This is a genomic window from Methylocucumis oryzae (assembly GCF_000963695.1).
GTDB lineage: Bacteria > Pseudomonadota > Gammaproteobacteria > Methylococcales > Methylomonadaceae > Methylovulum > Methylovulum oryzae.
This window is the reverse complement of record NZ_LAJX01000059.1, coordinates 26,970-47,155: the sequence shown is the minus strand read 5'-3', so window position 1 is coordinate 47,155 and position 20,186 is coordinate 26,970. Positions and strand designations below refer to the sequence as shown.

At 44.3% G+C, this 20,186-nt stretch carries 13 protein-coding genes and 1 pseudogene; 13 read left to right on the top strand and 1 reads right to left on the bottom strand.

Going from position 1 to position 20,186, the window contains the following annotated elements:
- The 6 genes from VZ94_RS06880 to VZ94_RS06855 all read left to right on the top strand — a co-directional run.
- On the top strand, positions 1 to 713 hold a 713-nt coding region (locus VZ94_RS06880; protein ID WP_045778669.1), incomplete at its 5' end, for a DUF1175 family protein.
- On the top strand, positions 683 to 2,359 hold the full coding sequence (locus VZ94_RS06875; protein ID WP_045778668.1) for a hypothetical protein: 1,677 nt from the start codon (positions 683 to 685) through the stop codon (positions 2,357 to 2,359). The genes VZ94_RS06880 and VZ94_RS06875, both read left to right, overlap by 31 nt.
- Positions 2,360 to 3,170: 811 nt before the next feature.
- Positions 3,171 to 3,692, top strand: coding sequence for a hypothetical protein (locus VZ94_RS06870; protein WP_131655489.1), 522 nt, complete (start codon positions 3,171 to 3,173; stop codon positions 3,690 to 3,692).
- The gene (locus VZ94_RS06865) at positions 3,689 to 3,880 is read left to right on the top strand and encodes a hypothetical protein (RefSeq protein ID WP_045778666.1); all 192 of its coding nucleotides are present in this window, start codon (positions 3,689 to 3,691) and stop codon (positions 3,878 to 3,880) included. The genes VZ94_RS06870 and VZ94_RS06865 overlap by 4 nt, the downstream gene beginning before the upstream one ends.
- A gap of 14 nt (positions 3,881 to 3,894) precedes the next feature.
- On the top strand, positions 3,895 to 4,536 hold the full coding sequence (locus VZ94_RS06860) for a hypothetical protein (RefSeq protein WP_157844866.1): 642 nt from the start codon (positions 3,895 to 3,897) through the stop codon (positions 4,534 to 4,536).
- Positions 4,527 to 6,680 (top strand): hypothetical protein, encoded by a 2,154-nt coding sequence (locus VZ94_RS06855; protein ID WP_131655487.1) that lies wholly within the window; start codon positions 4,527 to 4,529, stop codon positions 6,678 to 6,680. The genes VZ94_RS06860 and VZ94_RS06855 overlap by 10 nt, the downstream gene beginning before the upstream one ends.
- Positions 6,681 to 6,736: 56 nt before the next feature.
- On the opposite strand, the gene VZ94_RS06850 is transcribed toward VZ94_RS06855, so the two are convergent.
- A complete protein-coding gene (locus VZ94_RS06850) occupies positions 6,737 to 6,958 on the bottom strand; it encodes a hypothetical protein (protein WP_045778663.1) in 222 nt (73 codons plus the stop codon).
- Positions 6,959 to 7,263: 305 nt separating this feature from the next.
- Between VZ94_RS06850 and VZ94_RS22410 the strand changes: the two genes are divergently transcribed.
- The 7 genes and pseudogenes from VZ94_RS22410 to VZ94_RS30360 all read left to right on the top strand — a co-directional run bounded on the left by VZ94_RS22410 (position 7,264) and on the right by VZ94_RS30360 (position 20,178).
- Positions 7,264 to 8,103 (top strand): AMP-binding protein, encoded by an 840-nt coding sequence (locus tag VZ94_RS22410; RefSeq protein WP_131655486.1) that lies wholly within the window; start codon positions 7,264 to 7,266, stop codon positions 8,101 to 8,103.
- Positions 8,096 to 8,296: an AMP-binding protein gene (locus VZ94_RS33110; protein WP_052700288.1), complete on the top strand. Its 201-nt coding sequence runs from the start codon at positions 8,096 to 8,098 to the stop codon at positions 8,294 to 8,296. The genes VZ94_RS22410 and VZ94_RS33110 overlap by 8 nt, the downstream gene beginning before the upstream one ends.
- Before the next feature lie 12 nt (positions 8,297 to 8,308).
- On the top strand, positions 8,309 to 10,978 hold the full coding sequence (locus tag VZ94_RS22400; protein WP_439097708.1) for a phosphopantetheine-binding protein: 2,670 nt from the start codon (positions 8,309 to 8,311) through the stop codon (positions 10,976 to 10,978).
- A pseudogene (locus tag VZ94_RS06840) lies at positions 10,950 to 13,531 on the top strand (beta-ketoacyl synthase N-terminal-like domain-containing protein); the annotation flags it as partial. The gene VZ94_RS22400 and the pseudogene VZ94_RS06840, both read left to right, overlap by 29 nt.
- A 9-nt stretch (positions 13,532 to 13,540) precedes the next feature.
- Positions 13,541 to 15,034 carry a phosphopantetheine-binding protein gene (locus VZ94_RS06835; protein ID WP_082081435.1) on the top strand — a complete coding sequence of 498 codons (1,494 nt, stop codon included), beginning with the start codon at positions 13,541 to 13,543 and terminating at the stop codon, positions 15,032 to 15,034.
- Positions 14,994 to 17,870: a type I polyketide synthase gene (locus tag VZ94_RS22395; RefSeq protein ID WP_052700286.1), complete on the top strand. Its 2,877-nt coding sequence runs from the start codon at positions 14,994 to 14,996 to the stop codon at positions 17,868 to 17,870. Before VZ94_RS06835 ends, VZ94_RS22395 begins: the two co-directional genes overlap by 41 nt.
- Positions 17,871 to 17,874: 4 nt before the next feature.
- Entirely contained in the window at positions 17,875 to 20,178 is a 2,304-nt protein-coding gene (locus tag VZ94_RS30360; protein WP_052700285.1) for a beta-ketoacyl synthase N-terminal-like domain-containing protein, read from the top strand.
- The last annotated feature ends 8 nt before the right edge of the window (positions 20,179 to 20,186 follow it).

Here is a 20,186-nt window from a genome sequence, read left to right as displayed (position 1 = left end):
TGCCTAGCCAAGATAATGAGCGCGATATGCCGACTGAAATTCGCGATTATATTCAGCATGAGCCTGCGCGCGAAGGCGAGGAGCAGGAGCAAGAAGCGTATTTACCGGATACGGATGGTTTAGCGTTGCGAGAGGTGGTGACGAATATTGCGTTAGCACAAGCCAAGGGGTTAAGCCCGTTGTGGGAGCCTAAGCAACGCGATTGTGCCGGGTTGATTCGTTTTGCTTATCGTACAGCATTAGAACCGCGCGACAGTGTGCGGTTAAGCAAGCTAGGTTTGCCGACTCGATTGCATTTAGCCAGTTTATCGCCTAAAGCCCGGCAACTATTCCCCAGTTTTCCTAAAATCTGGCAAGTCGGTACTACCGATAATCAACCGCGTTATGGTTTTTTTGCTGATGCGGAAACGTTGCTAGGCTATAACTTCCGTTTTAAATCTAAACGCTTAGCAGATGCTAATAGCGGCGATTTATTGGTTTATCAAAAACCGTTTGATGTTGAGCAACCGTATCATCTTATGTTGTTTGTTAACACGCCACGGCAAGAACTCGCGGTATACCATAATGGCGCGTTAGGTGAAGACGGCCAGGTACGGGTTGTGACTGTAACCGATTTAATGAACTCGCCGGATCCGATTTGGATGCCCAGCGACAATAATCCTTTTTTTCTAGGAGTGTATGAATGGAAACGGTTACGCCCACAGTCCGTATAGTCATTATTGCTGTTGTGTTAAGCGCATTAACCGCAACAGCGGGGATTTGGTTGTATCGCGATTACGCCAAAACACCGTTAACACAAATGCTTAGAGTCGGTATGCCGGTGTTACCGTTGACGATAGTTTTCCGCGATGCGGATAATCATGTCATTGCGGGGGCTAATACCTTATTTGGCAGTGACGAACCCGCTCCACCTGGAAAAGACGATACCTGTACCCGTTTAATCGGTGGTGATAACAGCGCTGCAACAGAAGTCAGCGCTTGGGATAAATACCCGGATACCTGTCCTAGACATGCGGTGTGGTATGTGCGTAAAGCGCCTATTTTAGCGACACTTAGCTTTAATGATGGTGACAAAGTGTTGCAATGGTGGGATAGCAACGCAAACGTGAAGACCTTACGCGATAGCCGTTTTGTGCAAGGTTTATTGGCTGGTTGGATTAATAGTATGAAAATTAAAGCCGAGCAATTGCAGTTAACAGGGTTACAAGGCGAGTTATTGACGCTGATATTACGTGATGCGTTAGCAGCCGATGCTGAGCTACATTATGATTTAGCGCATGGTAGGAAAGGTTGGGTATTGAGTTATCAACGGCGTAAAGCTGAATTTACCGAACAAGCTTTGCCGGTTTTATTGGGCGTGTTGGCTAATAAAGGTTTTCAACCAGAAAAATTAAACCAGCCTGTCGTGGCGATGCGTATTGGTACTCAAAATTTGTTTTTAACAGAATACGAACGCAGATTGTATTGGGCGCAAAGTTTAGAAGCGCTGTTAAACGTGTTAGCGAGTTTAGAGAAGCCGCAACAGCCGTTATCAGAGCCGCTAAGCATCACGTTGCGGGCTGAGGCGTTAGTTCAGAATTTAATTCCAGTGTTTACTGGTTCTGAACAAGCGCCTATACGACTGGGCTTTAGTCTCGATGACGAATTAGGTCGGTTAACGTTACCCGCTGGTGCATGGCAAAAGCCTTTGCACGACCAACTTTTTGCCGGTGTATTAGCCAGTATTCCCCACGATGCTTTTGCTGCGGTGGCGGCCAGTTATCAAGTGCCGCCAACCTTAACCGCGAATGATTGGCGCAACCTAAGTGCTACGAGTTTGGCAAAACCTCAACAGCCTGCACAAGCGGGCGGTATTGCGTTGGTTTGGGATTTTGATGGTCAGAATTCAGATGGCGATATTGGGATTATTATCGCAAACCCTGATAAACCACAGGCAGCACCAGGCTATCGACAATATTTACAACATCCTGATTTAGCCGAAGAATGTGCCGGAGGTAGTGTATTTTTAGCCGCCACATCTGCCAATTTGTTGACCCGCTTAAAAGATGCGTGCGCTAAACAATCCTTAAGCCCGTTGGATTGGCAAAAAGGGCAAGAAAAACAACGCTATTTATCGGCGCAATTAGTCAGTTTTATCAATCCGGGTAGCGCGTTAAAAGCCTTAATGCTTAGCGGAGGCGCGGGCAGCAAAGGTGAAATAGGCGATTTTGCCCCGCGTTGGCAACAGCAGTATGAACAAGCTAAAGCGGCGATGCGGGCGGATGGCGATAAGTTATTTACCGCACTGCCTATTTTAAGCTACGCGGGCAGAGCAGACGGCGGTGAAGTGGATTTGATTGGGCAGTTTGTTGCTCAGTGATTACGCTGCCCAGGTTTTGCTTCACTGTCATTATTTGTTAACGTAATGGCAGTGATACTTGGGCTTCAAACACGATGGATTGTATTAGCAATCACTAATACTTCGACTTTTTTGCCTTTCATAAAAGGTAAAAGGTTGGCTTAGGTTAAGCTGCTGCGGGTTGTCTAGGGTAAGTATTTCTTTATAGGCATACTCCTTTACTCATGTCATAAAACAATCAAGCAATGCGAGGCTAAAGTCAAAATACCTGGGTAAAATGCAGTTAGGGTTATGATGTTTTGAGTTGTTTATGATTATTGAAAAACTGAGTTTTCCATCTATAATGGAAATATTTAACATTTTTATTCACTTATTGTGCTGATTTCTATTATGGAAGACCAGTTTTTTATTGAACCAAGAGAAGAAAATATTACTAGTATCGGCACTACCCCGCAGCTCTCAAGTTACAAACAACATATCCTTTCTCTTTATATTAATCGTCCTGTCAGTTACTACATATTAGTTGTGTTGACTTTTTTAGTTTTCCTTTGCGTTTATGCTTATTTTTTTTATTTATATTTTCTGTTGAATATCAAAGGATTTTGTTTAATTTCTGAGTGGATTTTAGATAATTTTGATTTATTTATTCCATTTTTTCTTGTCAATTCCTTCATTTTTATTAATAACAGATACTAGTGTACTAACTGAATTCAATTTATTGATTATAAAAGACAATTCTGAGCTACCTAAAATTATTAAGCAGGGTAATAAAACAATCTATTTAGCAACCAGATTATTACATCCACGATATATAAAAAATGACCGGGTGACGTTGGACACATGGCTAAATAAAGATGAATTAGTCGGGCTTAAGATTAACATCATTCGAGCGGTTTTGTTAAATTACCTAGGCGATGCAGACTATTCGACTAAGTTGAAAGTGAGTTTTGCTTTGCATAAGACCCAGTTGTTGGTGTATGCGCTCTTATTACTCTTATTAGCGATTCTTGTTCAATACTATCCCATTAAAAGTATTCCTGCCGATGATATACCTAAACAAATAAAAGTCGTTTTTCGATTTTTAGCGATCTTATGGTGGGGTTGGTCTATTTGGCTTCATTCCAAACAAATTCAAAAACTTGCGTATTGGTTGGATAAAAGTCGTGACCAGTATCTTAGCATCCACTTACCCATTTTTGTTTGGGATTTTAAAACTGAATCTTGGCACGAAATAACACTTAAAGAATTAAAACAACCGTTTATCGGAAGCTATGGCGTTGAAACTGAGAAGTTATTAGTGCTTATTAACACGACCTTACTTGCAATTTATCTTACTTCGTTTGGAATTTTATGAGTGAACATTTGTTAGCGCGTTTTGGCTGGATGCTTTTTGATGATATTAATCGCCGATTAAGTATATTGATAGAAGAGTGCTTGCATTTGCAACAAGTTGTCCAATATGAAGGCGGTTTTAAAATCGATAAGTCTCGCGCTGATGGTAATGTGGCGGGATTTAAGAAATATTGCTCGGAAGATATTTAAGTAAAACACCATCTATGCGTTCTATGATGGCGCTTTATGATTATTTAGGTGGGTTAGTCAATGGCTTGTTAGAACATAGGAATGAGGTTAGAGAGCGTTTTGAGTGTTTTCTTAAATTTTATTATGAGGACTTAGATGACTCAAGGGAAGGAAATAGTCAAAAAGAAACATGGTTTTGGTTTGTTGCATTGCGCGGACATTTGATTCATGACGTTCTAGGAAAATATATTGTTAGCTTAGAACATGCCCATGAAAAATTGATACAAATTTTAGAAACTAAGCCTGCTGTTCCACCTCAGCCCACATTATTGCGTCGTTGGAATTCGTCTTTACACGGGCGATTTTTGTCTGAATATAGTCGTCATATTGATTGGGAAACCAATATCTTAGTTAATCAGTTAAAAGAAAATCCTTTAGATGCAGATAAGCTTAGGGAAACACGTCACTTAAGCTCATTTATTCATTCATGGGCTCATACACCGACTAGTATGCTTACTTATTTTAAAGTTCGTAATGGCGTTAAATCAGAAGATGTTTATCATTTTGGTAGCGTAAGAAGTGCGTTTTTCTATTTAGAAATGCCCCAGCTTTATCCCTTGCTTTATCATGAATGCGCTCATTTGCAGTTTGCTTGGGATAATGAAACTTGCCAATGACCAAGGCTTGTTTTTTAAGAATCGCAAAAAAAGCAGTAAATAGCTTGGAAGAATCGGCAGAGAGTTTAGGTTGGAATCGTTCTGGTTTTTGGAATGAATTTACTGAGGAAATCTGGGCCGATTCGATAGCGATAACACTAGCCGGAGTTCCGTACCTAACAGCACTGACAATGCAAATTTTAGGGCAAGGTTCAGGGCAGTTTTTTTACTCGGACCCTTCTATTTCTCTACAGGAGTGGGCTAAGCAGCCAATATACGATTTAGAATCACCAGAGCAAGATCGTTATTTCTGGCAGGCTAGGCTTAAGCTCGTTATAGACAGCTTGGAAAACATACACGAAGAAAGTTGTAAAAAAGAAATGAATAAACAGTGGCTAGAGGCCATTAAAAAAGGAATAAATTGGTATCAACATGGCGGTAAATTAGTTTTCACGACGAAGCGAACAACACAACGGCATGAGCAACTTTGGGAATATCGTGAGGAATTGAACGATTGGGTTTACAAAACTATTGTTAAATATCAAGGAGATAGTAGAAATATAGTAAAAAAATATAAATTTTTATCAACAAAATATTCTATTAGCTCGGAGTTTATGACGAAGGTAATTACACCTGTAGTCAAGAATTTTGACAAAAGGTTTTTTACAAATAGTGGCCAATGCGAATACGGTAAAGATTATGATGCTAGTGATAAAAGCATGCTTCGTATTGAATATTTGCCTTTTCATATCAAATGGTATTTGTCGAAACGAATTATCATGGAACTAGCGCTAAAAGAACAAGATATAAGGACATTTACTTTTGCTTACGCTAATTATATTCGTAATGACGGCAGCGCTGCGTTTAGACTGGCATTGGAATGGATACTTGCTCGAAATGAACTAAATATTGCGTATGCAGATTACCTTGAGGAGGATCAAGGGAAAATAATTAAGCCATTATTTGACGAAAGATTTGATCGCAATAACACCTATTCTTGCAAACTAGATAAAATAAAAATAGAACTTAAAAAAATCGGTAAGTTGCAGGATTTCATAACACAGATTCGTTATCAAAAATTCTATAATTCGGATTTTGAAAAGAAAATAGCAGTGGAGTACGATTTTTATAATGAGCTCATGAATTTAACGGACAGCTTTATGGGACAAAGAGTAAACAAATTACTTGTCGAGATGCATACTCAGGATGATGGTGCGAGTATTGGTATGTTTACTTTTGGTTCGCTCACTAAGCAGCAATCTAAAACATTAAAAAACGCTTCAAAGGAAGTGTATGACTATTATCAAGAAGCTCTTAATTCATTAAATAATCCAAAATTATTCGGGGAAAAAATCGAAATGCCTAAAAGGTATGGTAAATCTGGTGAAGAGAAATTTTCTTACGGTAACCAAATTAATGAAGAACGAGGAAATACTCCACAAAAAAATGGCTTGTATTTTGTTACTGGTCATTTTGACTTTATTCATTTTCAAAAAGGGATTACAGCTGGTGAATGTACGGCAAGACAGACTAAAAAGCTGACCGCATTAACTAATACGCGGACAGTGCTAGACTTATGTGTTAATGATAAGGCTAATCGTGATGTATGGGGTAAGGTATCAATCATTAAGTTTCGGTATCGATGGGAAGTCTATTGGTTAGCAGAGCAGTTAAAAACAAAAAACTTCAGGTTCAGGTTGATGCTCAGCTCAGGTTGGGAAGATGCAATTTTTGTAACTTGGCATGATGCGCCAGATAAGTTTTGGGAAGAAGGTTTTTTGAAGCTAAAAACTATGGATAGTATAACTTGTGTGTTATTGTTTAAAGTTGATAAAAGCGGGCAAGTAATAGATCTTCAATCTGTTACTGGAATGTGTATTTGTGATAAGTCAGAACAGTATCCTTTTGAAATGGATCTTGGAAGTTTTATCAAAACCAATAATGACTTTACAAATCATTTTAAAACATTAGGTCGTTTTGATTACATTTATGAATGGTGCGCATCAACACCTAGGGAGTTAGTAGAGAAGATGATACTTCTACCAGAAGAGTTTTGGGGGAGTGTTACACATATTAACACGACGCTAAGACTGAGAATGGACAGTGGAAAACCTGTGTTTTTTAGTGAAATTACGACTAATTCGTTCCCTGAAATTAAGAACTAATTTGTTTAGTTAGCTTGAAGCGCTTAATAATAAAACTAAGCGCTTCTAAAAACTTATCAGAAAATGCTACGTTTTGAGCGTGTAGGCTGAGAAACTGAATGCTCATTAATTGAACTAGACCGATTAGGACATCCGTAAAGTGGAGTTGGAAATGTTTCTTTGGCTTTTAAGCGTTTATCAAAATCTTCAAGTTTTTCATTTATTTCCTTGAATTTTTTGTCTTGGTCTTGTTTCATTTCTGTTATTAATGTAGCTAAGTCTTCGTTGGTTATAGCCATAATGATTTCCTTAAGTTGCTAAAAATATCGTAATAAATTTTAGGTCGCAGCTGATTGATGCTGTAAAAAAACATGTAAAAAATGTAGCATAAAAAATAAGTTGATTACAAAGGATGATTTATTAACTGTGTTACATATCAATTTTTTTACAAAAATTATAGTTCTAAAATTATTTTTATACAGCCAATATTAACTTTAAATGAATCTCTCTTAACTTGATTGAAGGCAAGCGGCTTTGTGGTTACTATACCCAGCCTAAAGCCAGCTCTGGTAGTTACCAGCCGTTACTTCAGCGATGTGAGATTATGAACGTATTAAGCCAACAGCGTGCGCATTCGTTTTTTGCTAACCCGGATTCAGCGGAAAGTCTTTATCAAACAAAGCCAACTCAGATAAGCCATTGTTTGCATGAGTTAATTGAGCATCAAGCGTTGTTAACGCCTGATGCGGTGGCGTTGAGCTATAACGGACAAACGCTGAGTTATGCTGAGTTAAATCGTAAAGCTAATCAATGTGCGCATTATTTAATCGGTTTAGGGGTTAAGCCGGATACGTTGGTGGGAGTCGTCATGCAGCGCTCGCTGGAATTGCCGGTGGCGTTATTGGCGATTTTAAAAGCAGGCGGCGCTTATTTGCCGTTGTCTGTCGATTATCCAGAGCAGCGTATGGCATTGTTACTGGCCGATGCCGGTGTTGAGGTTATTTTAACGCAGCAAGCGTTATTACCGGGTGTAGCTCAACTTGCCGAAGGTAAGACATTGTTTTGTTTAGATAGCGAAAGGTTTTATCTTGAACAAGAACCAGAGACTAACCCTGCTATTAAGCTTAATCCAGAGCATTTGGCTTATGTGATTTACACGTCAGGCTCTACTGGCTTGCCTAAAGGCTGCATGATTTCGCATCAAGCGATTGTTAACCGGTTGTTGTGGATGCGCGAGCAATATCGGATTAATGCTGACGATACTATTTTGCAAAAAACGCCGTATACCTTTGATGTCTCGGTTTGGGAATTTTTTTTACCGTGGTTGTCTGGCGCGTGTTTGCTGGTTGCTAAGCCGGAAGGGCATAAGGATAACGCTTATTTAGTTGAATTAATTCAGACACAAAAAAGTAACGGTGTGTCATTTTGTGCCGTCTATGCTTAGATTTTTTCTTAAGCAAGACGGTGTATCCGGTTGTACGAGTTTAACGCGGATTTTTGTCAGTGGTGAGGCGTTAAGCTATGAATTAATGAGTGAATGCTTAGAGACTCTACCCGCTGAGCTACATAATTTATACGGCCCGACTGAAGCGGCGGTCGATGTCAGTTATTGGCCGTGCCAACAAACGCCCCGATAAAAAAAAGTCCCGATAGGTAAGCCGATAGCCAATATTGAACTATGGATTTTAGATGCTGAATTAAATCCTGTTGCTGCTGGTCAAGCCGGTGAGCTGCATATAGGCGGCGTAGGTTTAGCGAGAGGGTATTTAAACCGGCCTGAATTAACGGCAGAAAAATTTATTCAAGTACCGTGGTCTAAAATTAAGCTGTATAAAACCGGTGACCAAGCGTGTTGGTTACCCGATGGCAATATCGAGTATTTAGGCCGGTTAGATTTTCAAGTCAAAGTACGCGGGTTTAGAATCGAGTTAGGCGAAATCGAGGCGTGTTTAAGACAACATGAGCAGATTAATGACGCTGTCGTACTGGTTAAAGATCAAGCATTAAACGATGCTAAATTAGTCGCTTATTTGGAGTGTGTTGATACTGATTTAACGGCGAAGGCGGTTAGAGACTATGTTAAAGCCGTTTTACCTGAATACATGGTGCCTAATCATGTGGTGTTCATGGCAGCGTTGCCGGTGACGGCGCATGGTAAAGCCGATAGAGACGCGTTACCTTGGCCCATACCTCAGTCCATCCCAGTAGGTGCGATTAAGCCTGAGCTTAAATCCACTAGCTTAGCGATAGCTCAGCTGTTACGCCTAGCGCAAGACGTGCTTAATCTAAGCCTATCACCCGATGATGATTTATTCGACGCTGGCGCGACGTCGTTTACGCTAGTGCGTTTAATTGAGCAGATTCGGGCGGCATCTGGGATTGCTATACCGATTGAGGTGGTTTTACAACAGCCTACGTTAGCCGCGCTGAGTCGTTATCTGGCTGAACACTCGGTTGAACAAGCAATAAACCTTGAGCAAGCACTGTTAGCGTTAGCGGCTGAGGTGTTCTCGATTCCGGGCTTGACTGAGCACGATGATTTATTTGATGCCGGTGCGACGTCGTTTACGTTGGTGCGCCTAGTTGAACGTATCCGTCAGCAATTTAACGTAACGATTGCGCTTGACGCCATTTTAGCGACGCCTACGGTAGCGGCATTGTCGGCAGCGCTAACAACGACTATTCAACAAGAAAAAACAACACCTTATGGCTTGACGATGGTTAAGCCAAGCATAATTAATTTACCGACATTTGAGTTTGAACCCGCATTTTATCGTCGTCCAGCGTTAGCCTCTAAACCATCCGCGTTATCTCAAGCTAAGCTCGCGCAGTTATTGTCGTTATTAAAACAACGCGACGTTCAAGGTAAACCTAAGTATTTGTATTCGTCGGCAGGTGGTTTAAATCCAGTGCAAGTCTATGTTTGGCTTAAAGACGATGCCGTACACGACATACCGGCGGGGATTTATTATTACCATCCGGTGATGCATCAGCTTCATTTAATCAGCACTCAGCATGGGCTAGAACATGCGTTTGCTAACGTAGATTTAGCTGCAGACGCTCAATTCGGCTTGTTTTTAATCGCAGAGTTGGCCGCGATTACACCGATTTATCAAGGCTTAGGCCAAGTGTTATCGGTATTAGAAGCCGGTTACCTGGCACAAATGCTACAAAGTCGCCAAGCTGAGCTAGAGCTAGCATTATTGCCAGTCGCGGTGTCTGGCTTTGCGGTCATTGCCGAGGCATTTCAATTAGAGCCTAGCCAGCAATTTATGCATTGTTTAATCGGTGGCTTAGCCGATTGGGCGCAGCCTGCACCGGTGCTGGATGTGAGTTTAACCGCGTTCGGTCAAGTGAGTTTAGCGGGGATTGAATCAGTGATTGGTGCGGCTGGACACGCGGTTAGTTTTCCTAGCCAGCAACAACGCGACCAGTTACATGAGCAGCATAGGCAGTTAAGACCGTGTACCGGTACGGCGCTGGCGCTAGACGATAGTCCAGTAGCGCTTGAATGGTATGGTGCGCGCGCGGCTAAACGGGATTATTTAGACCAGACTATACCGCTATCGGCATTAAGCGGTTTGCTGAGTTTGCTAAGGCCGCAGTCGGTGAATCTTGATGCGTATTTATTTACTAAACTTACCGCAGCCAATAGCTTGCAGTTTTATCTGTACGCGCAAGAACAAGGTGTTAGCGAGCTGGCATCGGGGCTTTATCGTTATGATTTAGCGGCGCATGGTTTAATACCGGTTTGTTCCCAGCTATCCCAGCCGATAAAAAGCTGTTACACGCCGTTTAATCGTAAACATGCCAGTCAGGCGAAAGCAGTGTTATTTATCTTTGCCAACAAACGTGAGCCAGTATTTGCTGCGTTGTTAGAAGCTGGTGCGATAGGACAATTGTTGCTAGAACGGCAAGCTGAGTTTGGCTTAGGTTTGTGTCCTATCGGTGGTCTGTTATTCGATAAAATACGCGCCGATTTTACGTTAACTCCTGATGATGAGTTATTGCATAGTTTCGTGATAGGCGCGGTGAATACGCCGTTACCAGCGTTTTGGCCGTTTTTACAACGTCGTGCGCTATCGAAATCACAGCAGCAAGCAATAGGGATTATTGGCATCAGCGGTGTTTATCCGGGTGCTGAAGACTTAGCCGAGTTTGCTCAGTTATTACAACACGGTAAAACGGCATTTACGGCGATTGAATTTAATAGCGAAAGCGATTACCGGCGACCAATTGCAGCCGATGTAACAAAAACGTTTTCGCAACACTGGCGGTTTTTTAACGGATATAGCGAGTTTCGATGCGGCGTTATTTAATATCACACCTAAAGAAGCGAAAACCCTAGACCCGCAAGAACGTCTATTATTGCAACAGGTTTGGGCGGCCTTAGACAATGCAGGCTATACCGCTGCTGAGCTTAATCGAGTAGCCGGTACAGTAGGCGTGTTAATTGGGGCGATGTGGGATGATTATCAGCATTATGGCACCGGGCAATGGCAACAAGGTTTGACTATGCCGCCGACCTCGGTGCGCTCATCGTTAGCCAACCGCTTGTCGTATTTTTTTGATTTTAATGGGCCTAGTCTTAGCATCGATACCTCATGTTCGTCTGCGTTAACCGCGTTGCATCATGCTGTCACCGCACTGCGAAACGGTGAGTGTGGCGCGGCGATTGTCGCTGGGGTTAATTTGCTCAGCCATCCATATCATCAAACCTTATTACAATCGTTAGACTTACTCAGTCATTCCAACCGCTGTTTACCGTTTAGCCAACACGCCGATGGTTGGGTGGCCGGTGAAGGAGTAGGCGTATTAGTGTTAAAGCCTTTGCTGAAGGCCGAAGAGCAAGGTGACACGATACATGCCTCGGTATTAAACACCGGTATTAGTCATGGCGGGCATTCGCTACGCTATGGTGCGCCTAATGCGGAAAAACAAGCGCAAGCGATTGCTAAAACCTTCGCGGCTGCGGGTATAGAGGCTGCGTCGATTAGTTATATCGAAGCTGCCGCGCCAGGGGCTAGCCTGGCCGATGCGGCGGAAATAGCGGCATTAAAACAAGTGTTTAAACAGGATGAAGACGTTAAGCCGGTTTATTTCGGCAGTGTTAAAGCCAATATCGGTCATTTAGAATCGGCTTCGGCCATGTCACAAATTGCTAAAGTACTCGCGCAATTTCATTCCGGTCATATTTTTCCAAGCTTAAGTCAGCAACCGCTTAATCCGTTATTACAACTAGAACACAGCCGGTTACGTTTGGCCGATGCGCTAATGCCTTGGTCATCGGACCAGCCTAGACGAGCCTTAGTGAATGCCTTTGGTGCAACCGGTTCTAGCGCTCATGCCGTATTAGAGGAATATCGCACAACGCCTGCAACGTTGGCTAATCGCGCTGAAGCAGCGCACTTAATCGTGTTATCGGCGGCTACGGAGCCACAACTTATGCAACTTGTTACCCGATTCCAGCAATTTTTAACCAAAGCGATGACGACGGGCTTGCCTAATTTAGCTGATATAGCCTATACGTTCCAGGTAGGACGGGTGGCTATGACGCAGCGTTTGGCCGTAATTGCTAGTAGCCATAGCGAGTTACAACAGAAACTATCGGCTTGGTTAATACGGCGTGACTCTAATGCTGAGCTGTTTATCGGACAGGCGCTAGATACTGTTAACGAGCTAAAAAATCCGGCGCGTTTAACATTATCCGAACTGGCGGAGGCTTGGGTTAAGGGCGCTAAGTTTGATTGGCAAGGTCTTACAGAAGCTGGTCGTAAACGCGTGGCGTTACCGGGTTATCCTTTCGATAACACGACGGCTTATTGGCCTGAAGCGGCTAGCGCTAAGCCGGAACCGGTTGCTATTCCTGTCTCTGAAACACATGTTGTAACCTTAAATCAAGTACAAGACTATCTGAAAACCGTTTTCTCAGAAGTTTCGGAAATACCGTTGTCTCAGCTACGCTTAAACGCAGGCTTTGACCAATACGGATTAACGTCATTGTTGATTAAACAATTAACCACGCGCTTAGAGCGAGATTTAGGTGAGTTATCTAAGACGTTGTTTTTTGAATATCACTGCTTACAAGACTTAGCCCAGTATTTTTACCAGCAGCATGGCTTGGGTTTAGCGCAGTTATTAAATTTAGCGACACCCCAACAAGCCGTTTTAGAGACTCAACCTGATGGTCAAAGCCAGGCACAAGACGCGCTCTATTTAGCCGATGATATTGCCATTATTGGCGTCAGCGGTTGTTATCCAGGTGCGCAAGATTTAGAGGCATTTTGGCAACAGCTTAAACAAGGGGCTGATTGTATTACCGAAGTACCTAAACAGCGCTGGGATAACAATGACTCGCGCTATGCTGATTTATGCCGTTTTGGTGGTTTTTTATCGGATATTGAGAGTTTTGATGCGCTGTTTTTTAAGATTTCGCCACGCGAAGCGGAGAGCATGGACCCGCAACAACGTTTGTTTTTACAAACCGCTTGGCATACGGTAGAAGATGCCGGTTATAACAAAGCCAGTTTACAACGTGTCTTTGCCGGTAAAGTTGGCGTGTTTGTCGGCGTCATGTATGGCGAATATCAATTGTTTAGCGGTGAGCAATCGCTAGGGTCGGTTTATGGTTCAATCGCTAATCGGGTGTCATATACGCTAGATTTGCACGGGCCTAGTTTGGCTGTTGATACCTTGTGTTCTTCATCATTAACAGCATTGCATCAAGCGGTGCAGAGTTTACGCCGGGGCGAGTGTTTAGCGGCCCTAGTTGGTGGAGTGAATTTATCGTTGCATCCGAATAAATATCGCTTGCTAGCTCAGCTCACCATGTCGCTAGCGATGGTCGTTGCCGTAGTTTTGGCGCGGGTGGCGATGGTTTTGTGCCGGGTGAGGGGGTAGGCGCTGTGATGCTAAAACCGTTAAGCCATGCTCAACGCGACGGTGACGCCATTTATGCGGTGATTAAGGCGACGACCATTAATCACGATGGCAGAACCCACGGCTTTACCGTGCCGAATCCGAATGCTCAAGCTGAGCTTGTTGCTGAGGCGTTAACGCAAGCCAAGATAGATGCGCGCGCGGTTAGTTATATCGAAGCGCATGGTACCGGGACGGCATTAGGCGATCCGGTTGAAGTCACAGGCTTGATGAAAGCCTTTCAAGCGATGGGTAAGCAACCAGAGCAATGTGCGTTAGGTTCGGTGAAAAGCAATATTGGGCATTGTGAAGCGGCCGCAGGTATGGCTGGCTTAAGTAAAATTCTGTTGCAATTAAAACACGGACAACTAGCCCCGACTTTACATAGCGCAGAGGTCAATCCGAATATTAATTTTACTGCGACGCCATTTTATTTACCGCAACAGTTAACGCCTTGGGTTAGGCCGGTGCTTGACGGTATAGAGCAGCCACGCGTGGCGTGTTTATCGTCATTCGGTGCCGGTGGTGCTAATGCTCATGCGGTGCTTACTGAGTATTTAGACGCTGTTGCTAAACCTGAGACAACACCAGCGAGTGAACCCGTATGTATCGTGTTATCGGCTGAACAGCCTGAGCGCTTGCGTTTAGTCGTACAACGCTTATGGCAAACGATTAAAGAACCTACTTGGCAAAGCCAGCCTAAACACAGTTTGCTTAATTTAGCGTATACCTTGCAGACAGGACGGGAAGCATTGACGTATCGCTTAGGGTTTGTTTCTGCGTCGCTACCTGAATTAGCCGTACAGCTAAGTGATTATTTGGCTTCTTGTGGTACGCAAAGCGTACCCTACGAACCCATTACCCAAGAATCAGAGCATGGTAGGGTACGCTTTGCGTACCAAAACAGTGTTACCCAAAGCGAGTTCGAAACCAATAAGGTTGGCATGGGTTATCAACACCAATTGTTAGCAACCTGGCTAGCGGGTAACGATGTTGATTGGCAGGCTTTGTATCATAACCAACCGGTACAACGGTTAAATTTACCCGGATACCCGTTTGAACAACAACGTTATGGTTGGGCGCATACTATTACAGAATCGGTTAATAGACCCGCGCCGTCGGTTATTGCTGCCGTGGCTACCGTAGAAACCAAATTAACTACCTCATTGCATCCAGAACAACGCGTACAGTCTGAGTTAAAACATTTAGTTCACACGGTCTTAAAACTACCGCTAGACCGAATCAATATTAACAGCAACTTTATCGATTTTGGTTTTGATTCCATTACGTTAGCTGAATTGGCTAGGGCTATTGCTAAGCATTACGCCATTAGCTTTAGCCCCGCCGTGTTTTTCTCACAAACTAATATCAACGCGTTAACGCGTTATTTACTCAATGATTGCAGCGAGCTTTTGATTGAGGCGCCGCCTGAAGTCCTACAAAAAAACTGTTGTTGATACAAAACCTACGAGCTACGACCCGCCAGTAATCACGGCTAGAACTCAGTCAACACAACAAGAGATTGCCATTATTGGCTTAAGCGGGCGTTTTCCGAATGCACGTGACAGTGATGAATTTTGGCAATTATTAGCACAAGGTAGCGATACGATTAGCGAAATTCCGAGTAGCCGGTTTGATTGGCAAGCGGTATATGGCGACCCGTTACAAGACGTTGATAAAACCAATTGTAAATGGAGTGCGTTGTTGCCTGGCGTTGATGAATTCGACCCGTTATTTTTTGAAATCTCGCCTAAAGAAGCGGCGCAGATGGACCCGCAGCAGCGCTTATTATTGCAAGAAGCTTGGCGTAGTTTAGAACACGCAGGGTTAGGGCCAGAACATTTAGCTCAGCAAACAGTCGGGATGTTTGTTGGCGTCGAAGAAGGTGATTACCAGGACTTAATCAAACATCCAGGCGTCATGTCTACGCATAATGGCGTGTTAGCGGCGCGTTTAGCGTATTGTCTGAATTTACATGGGCCGGTATTAGCCGTTAATACGGCCTGTTCGTCATCGTTAGTCGCGTTACATTTGGCCTGTCAAAGCCTTAATAACCAAGAATGTGAGGTGGCCATTGCCGCTGGCGTTAATTTGATGCTGACGCCAAAGCGCTATGTCGCGATAGCTCAAGCTGGATTGACCTCGCCCGATGGCCGATGTTATGCCTTTGATCAGCGCGCGCAAGGTATGATTCCAGGTGAAGCGGTGGTTGCGCTAGTGTTAAAACCGTTGGCACAAGCAGAACTCGATGGCGACCCGATTTTAGCGGTTATTAAGGGCATAGGTGTTAATCACGACGGTAAAACCAATGGCATGGCAGCTCCCAGCGGTGCTGCACAAGCGACGTTATTGCATAAAGTGTACCGCAAAGCCGGTATTAATCCGGCCGATATGGGCTGTGTTATTGCACATGGTACGGGCACGGCGCTAGGCGACGCAGTAGAAGTGACGGCATTATCCGAGGTGTTTAACGCAGCTAATGCACAAACGGCGAGCTGCGCCTTAATGTCAACAAAACCGGCTTTTGGTCATGGTTTTGCCGCATCAGGCTTGGTCAGCGTCACAGCGCTAGTCCATGCGTTAAGACAACAACAGATTCCAGCCAGTCTGTATTGCGAGCAAGAAAATGCCTATATCGATTGGGTGAATAGCCCGTTTTATGTCAATAAACAACTTAAACCTTGGGCTTCAACTAAGCCTCGTTTAGGCGCGGTGAGTGCGTTTGGCATGAGCGGGACGAATGCGCATGTGGTGATAGCAGAATATACGCCTGTTAGCACGCCTGCCGAAACCTGGCCGGGTTATTTATTGGTGTTATCCGCAAAAACTGAAGCGGCTTTAACGCTGCAAATCCAACAATTACATGCGTTTTTACTCGGTGCCGACGAGTCATCTTTAGCCAGCGTCAGTTACACCTTATTAACCGGTAGGCATCATTTTAATTACCGCTATGCTGTTGTAGTGACTAGCGTAGCCGAGGCATTAACAGCCTTGGTTGATGATAGCAACAGCGGTTGCCGTGGCGTTGTTGCGCGTGATTTTGCCGTGTTACCGGCGCTGGTTGCTTGTATTGAGCATTTATTGACGCAAAGTCATGGTTTGCGTGACCAGCCAGCGCGTTATGGCGAGGTATTGCACGGTTTAGCGCAATTTTATTGCCAAGGGTATTCGATTTCAGCTCAGGGATTGTTTAATACCAAGCTGCGTAAATGTGTGTTACCCGGTTATCCGTTTGCGCGTGAACGGTATTGGGCGGGTAAAGAGGTTATGCTGTCACAACCTGAGTCTATGCCTAAACCGGTGCAAACTCAAAATGCTGAATTATTGTTATTTACCGAGACATGGCAGGCCGAACCCGTTAAGCAAGGGCTAACGCAAGCTTTATCAACAGTCTTGTGTCTTGTCGATGATATTGCTAAACCTGTTGCGTTAGTTGGGGCAACTATCATCATCGTAGCACCGGGCAGTGTTTATCAACGCGTGTCCGAGACGCAGTTTATCGTACCGTTAACAGACGAATCCATTTATCAACAGCTATTTGCCGAACTGAAACCCCACCATCAACGTATTGATGCGGTGGTTTGCGCCTGGTCATTAACCACCTCAATAGCGCCTGATTTTGACCAACAAACCTTAGCGATAGCGGCGGTATTAAAAGCGTTATTAGCCAGCAAACTGACTGTGGCTAAGGTGTTATTAGCAGGTTGTTATCGAGATACGCTTGAACGCAGTTATTTAGAAGCTTGGTTAGGGTTTGAGCGCTCAGCGCGTTTGGTATTGCCTGAAACTATGTGTTTAGCGGTGTTACTCGTCGATGAGCGCTCTGAACATTGGGAAGTCGTGGCGCAAGAATTACAACAAGAGACTATGGTCAGCGCGTGTTATCGCCAAAACACCTGTTATCGTTGTAGGCTGCAAGCTTTGCCTGCGATGACACCACTTTCACCAGGACCTTCATTAAGCGTGCTTAAAACCGGTGGTACTTATCTGATTACTGGTGGTGCCGGTGGTTTAGGGCTGATATTTGCCCGTTATTTAGCGAAAACTTACCAAGCTAATACAGTGTTAGTAGGCCGTAAACCACAATCGGCACGTATCACTGAGGCTTTATCTGAGTTAAGCGCTTACGGCGGTCAGCATCACTATTATGCTGTTGATATAGCCGATGCGGAGGTATTTTCTAAGGTTTGGCTGACGATTAAACAGCGTTTTGGTGCGATTAATGGCGTATTCCATGCGGCGGGTATCGCGGGTGAGGCGAGTTTACCGGCGTTATCGTTAAAACGCTTTTGAGCAAGTGTTACGGCCTAAAATAACCGGTACTCAAGTGCTAGCCAAGGTCTTAGCAGACGAAGTGCTAGATTTTACCGTGTATTTTTCATCGAGTTCGGCGCTATTAGGTGATTTTGGCTCTTGTGCGTATGCGGTAGCGAACCGGTTTCAACTGGCTTACGGGCGTTATCATAATGCCCTAGTGATTAACTGGCCGTTATGGCAATCGGAGGGTATGTCGTTAGGCAGTGAAGACAGCACACGCTTATATTTAGGGATGTCAGGACAAGCGCTATTAACTGCTGAACAAGGGCTAAAGGTATTTGACTATTTATTAACCCAGCCCACGGATACGCCGTATCTGCTTATGGTGGGCGATGCGAGTAAGATAAACCGGTTATTAGGTGTTACGCCATGCGCTAAGTCGGTCTCGGCGCTGCCTGAGCGTGTGACAGACGCGAAAATAACGACAACATTTCAGCCGGTTTCGCTGCAAGTACGGGTTGAACAACGCTTAACGCAAATGATTGCCGAGCATTTAAATCTGGCCGAAAACCGTCTAAATAGGACTACGAATTTAGCCGATTTTGGTTTTGATTCTATGGGCTTAACCGCGTTTGCGAGGCAGTTAAGCCAGTATTTTGGTATTAACCTCACGCCGTCGGTGTTTTTTGGTTATTCGACGATAGCCGAGTTAAGCGCGTATTTGTTAGAGAATCACGGTAATGCTATCGAAGATTGCTATAAGCAGCGCTCTGAACCGCAGAGCGGTTTAGGCGGCATTCCCACGCAGAGCGTGGGAACGATAAACACGATGAAGCCTGTTGAGGCTATGCCGTTAAACACCGATGATGCCATCGCAATTATCGGCATGAGCGGACGTTTTCCCGGCGCTGATACGGTAGACGAATTTTGGCAAAATCTTAAAGACGGTGTCAATACGGTAGGCGAGATGCCTAGTCAACGAGGTTCAGCTACGGCCGGATTAAAAGCAGGTTTTATCAACGGTGTTGCTGAATTTGACCCGTTATTTTTTGAGCTCTCACCGGCTGAAGCCGAAACCATAGACCCTAGACAACGCTTATTATTGCAAGAGGCGTGGAATGCGTTAGAAGATGCGGCTATAGGTCCGTTACAACTGGCACAGCAAAAAATTGGCATGTTTGTCGGCGTCGAAGAAGGCGAATATCAACGGCTAGTCAATGATGCCAGTGTAACGGCCAATCACACAGGTGTTTTAGCGACTCGACTCGCTTATTTCTTAAACTTACGCGGACCGGTCATGGCGATAAACACCAGTTGTTCATCGGGGTTAGTCGCGGTGCATCAAGCTTGCCAGAGCTTAAAACTCAATGAATGCGATGCGGCTGTCGCAGCGGCGGTTAATTTAATGCTATTGCCGGAGAGTTTTAACGCGTTAACTCAAGCTGGAATGTTGGCTAAAGACGGCCAGTGTCGGGCATTTAGTGCTAATGCCAATGGCATGATTCCCGGTGAGGCGGTTGTGGCTGTGGTGTTAAAACCTTTAGCCAAAGCCCAAGCGGATGGCGACCCCGTTATTGCCGTGATTCGCGCTAGCGGACTTAATTACGATGGTAAAACCAATGGCATTACCGCGCCTAATGGCCTAGCCCAAGCTGAACTCATTAATGATATTTACCGTCGTGCCGGTATTCAGGCGAAAGACATTCGCTATATCGTTGCGCATGGCACCGGCACGCCGTTAGGTGACCCAGTAGAAGTCAATGCATTAACGCAAGTGTTTAAACAGCAATCCGACCAAACTCAGTATTGTGCATTAACGTCGAATAAAACCAATATCGGTCATAGTTTTGCCGCTTCGGGTTTAGTGAATCTGGTTAATTTAACGTTGGCGTTACAGCAGCAACAAATCCCCGCGAGTTTACATTGCACAGACGAAAATCCGCATATCGATTGGCCTAACAGCCCCTTTTATGTCAATAAACAAACCAAGGTTTGGCAGGTTAACGCCGACGAGCTTAGATTAGGTGCGGTGAGTGCGTTTGGCATGAGCGGTACCAATGCCCATGTCGTTGTACAAGAATACCGCGCACCGGCTACGCCAGTCATTATAAAACCAGGCTATTTATTCGTGTTATCGGCTAAAACCGAAAGCGCATTGCGATTACGCGTCAAGGCTGTCGCTGCGTATTTAGTACAACATAAACCGGGCAACGATGCGCTAGCCACGTTGAGCTACAGTTTATTGGTAGGACGGCATCATTTCGCGCATAGACTGGCGTTAGTGGTTGTTAGCGTAGAGCAATTAACGGAAGTTTTAACGCAGTTTTATCAGATAAGAGGCTAGTTCAGGTT

Excerpts from the sequence above, each read along its gene's own strand:
- VZ94_RS06875 (WP_045778668.1), top strand. The coding sequence starts at position 683 with ATGGAAACGGTTACGCCCACAGTCCGTATAGTCATTATTGCTGTTGTG.
- VZ94_RS06865 (WP_045778666.1), top strand. The coding sequence starts at position 3,689 with ATGAGTGAACATTTGTTAGCGCGTTTTGGCTGGATGCTTTTTGATGAT.
- VZ94_RS06860 (WP_157844866.1), top strand. The coding sequence starts at position 3,895 with ATGCGTTCTATGATGGCGCTTTATGATTATTTAGGTGGGTTAGTCAAT.
- VZ94_RS06850 (WP_045778663.1), bottom strand. The coding sequence starts at position 6,958 with ATGGCTATAACCAACGAAGACTTAGCTACATTAATAACAGAAATGAAA.
- VZ94_RS22410 (WP_131655486.1), top strand. The coding sequence starts at position 7,264 with ATGAACGTATTAAGCCAACAGCGTGCGCATTCGTTTTTTGCTAACCCG.
- VZ94_RS33110 (WP_052700288.1), top strand. The coding sequence starts at position 8,096 with ATGCTTAGATTTTTTCTTAAGCAAGACGGTGTATCCGGTTGTACGAGT.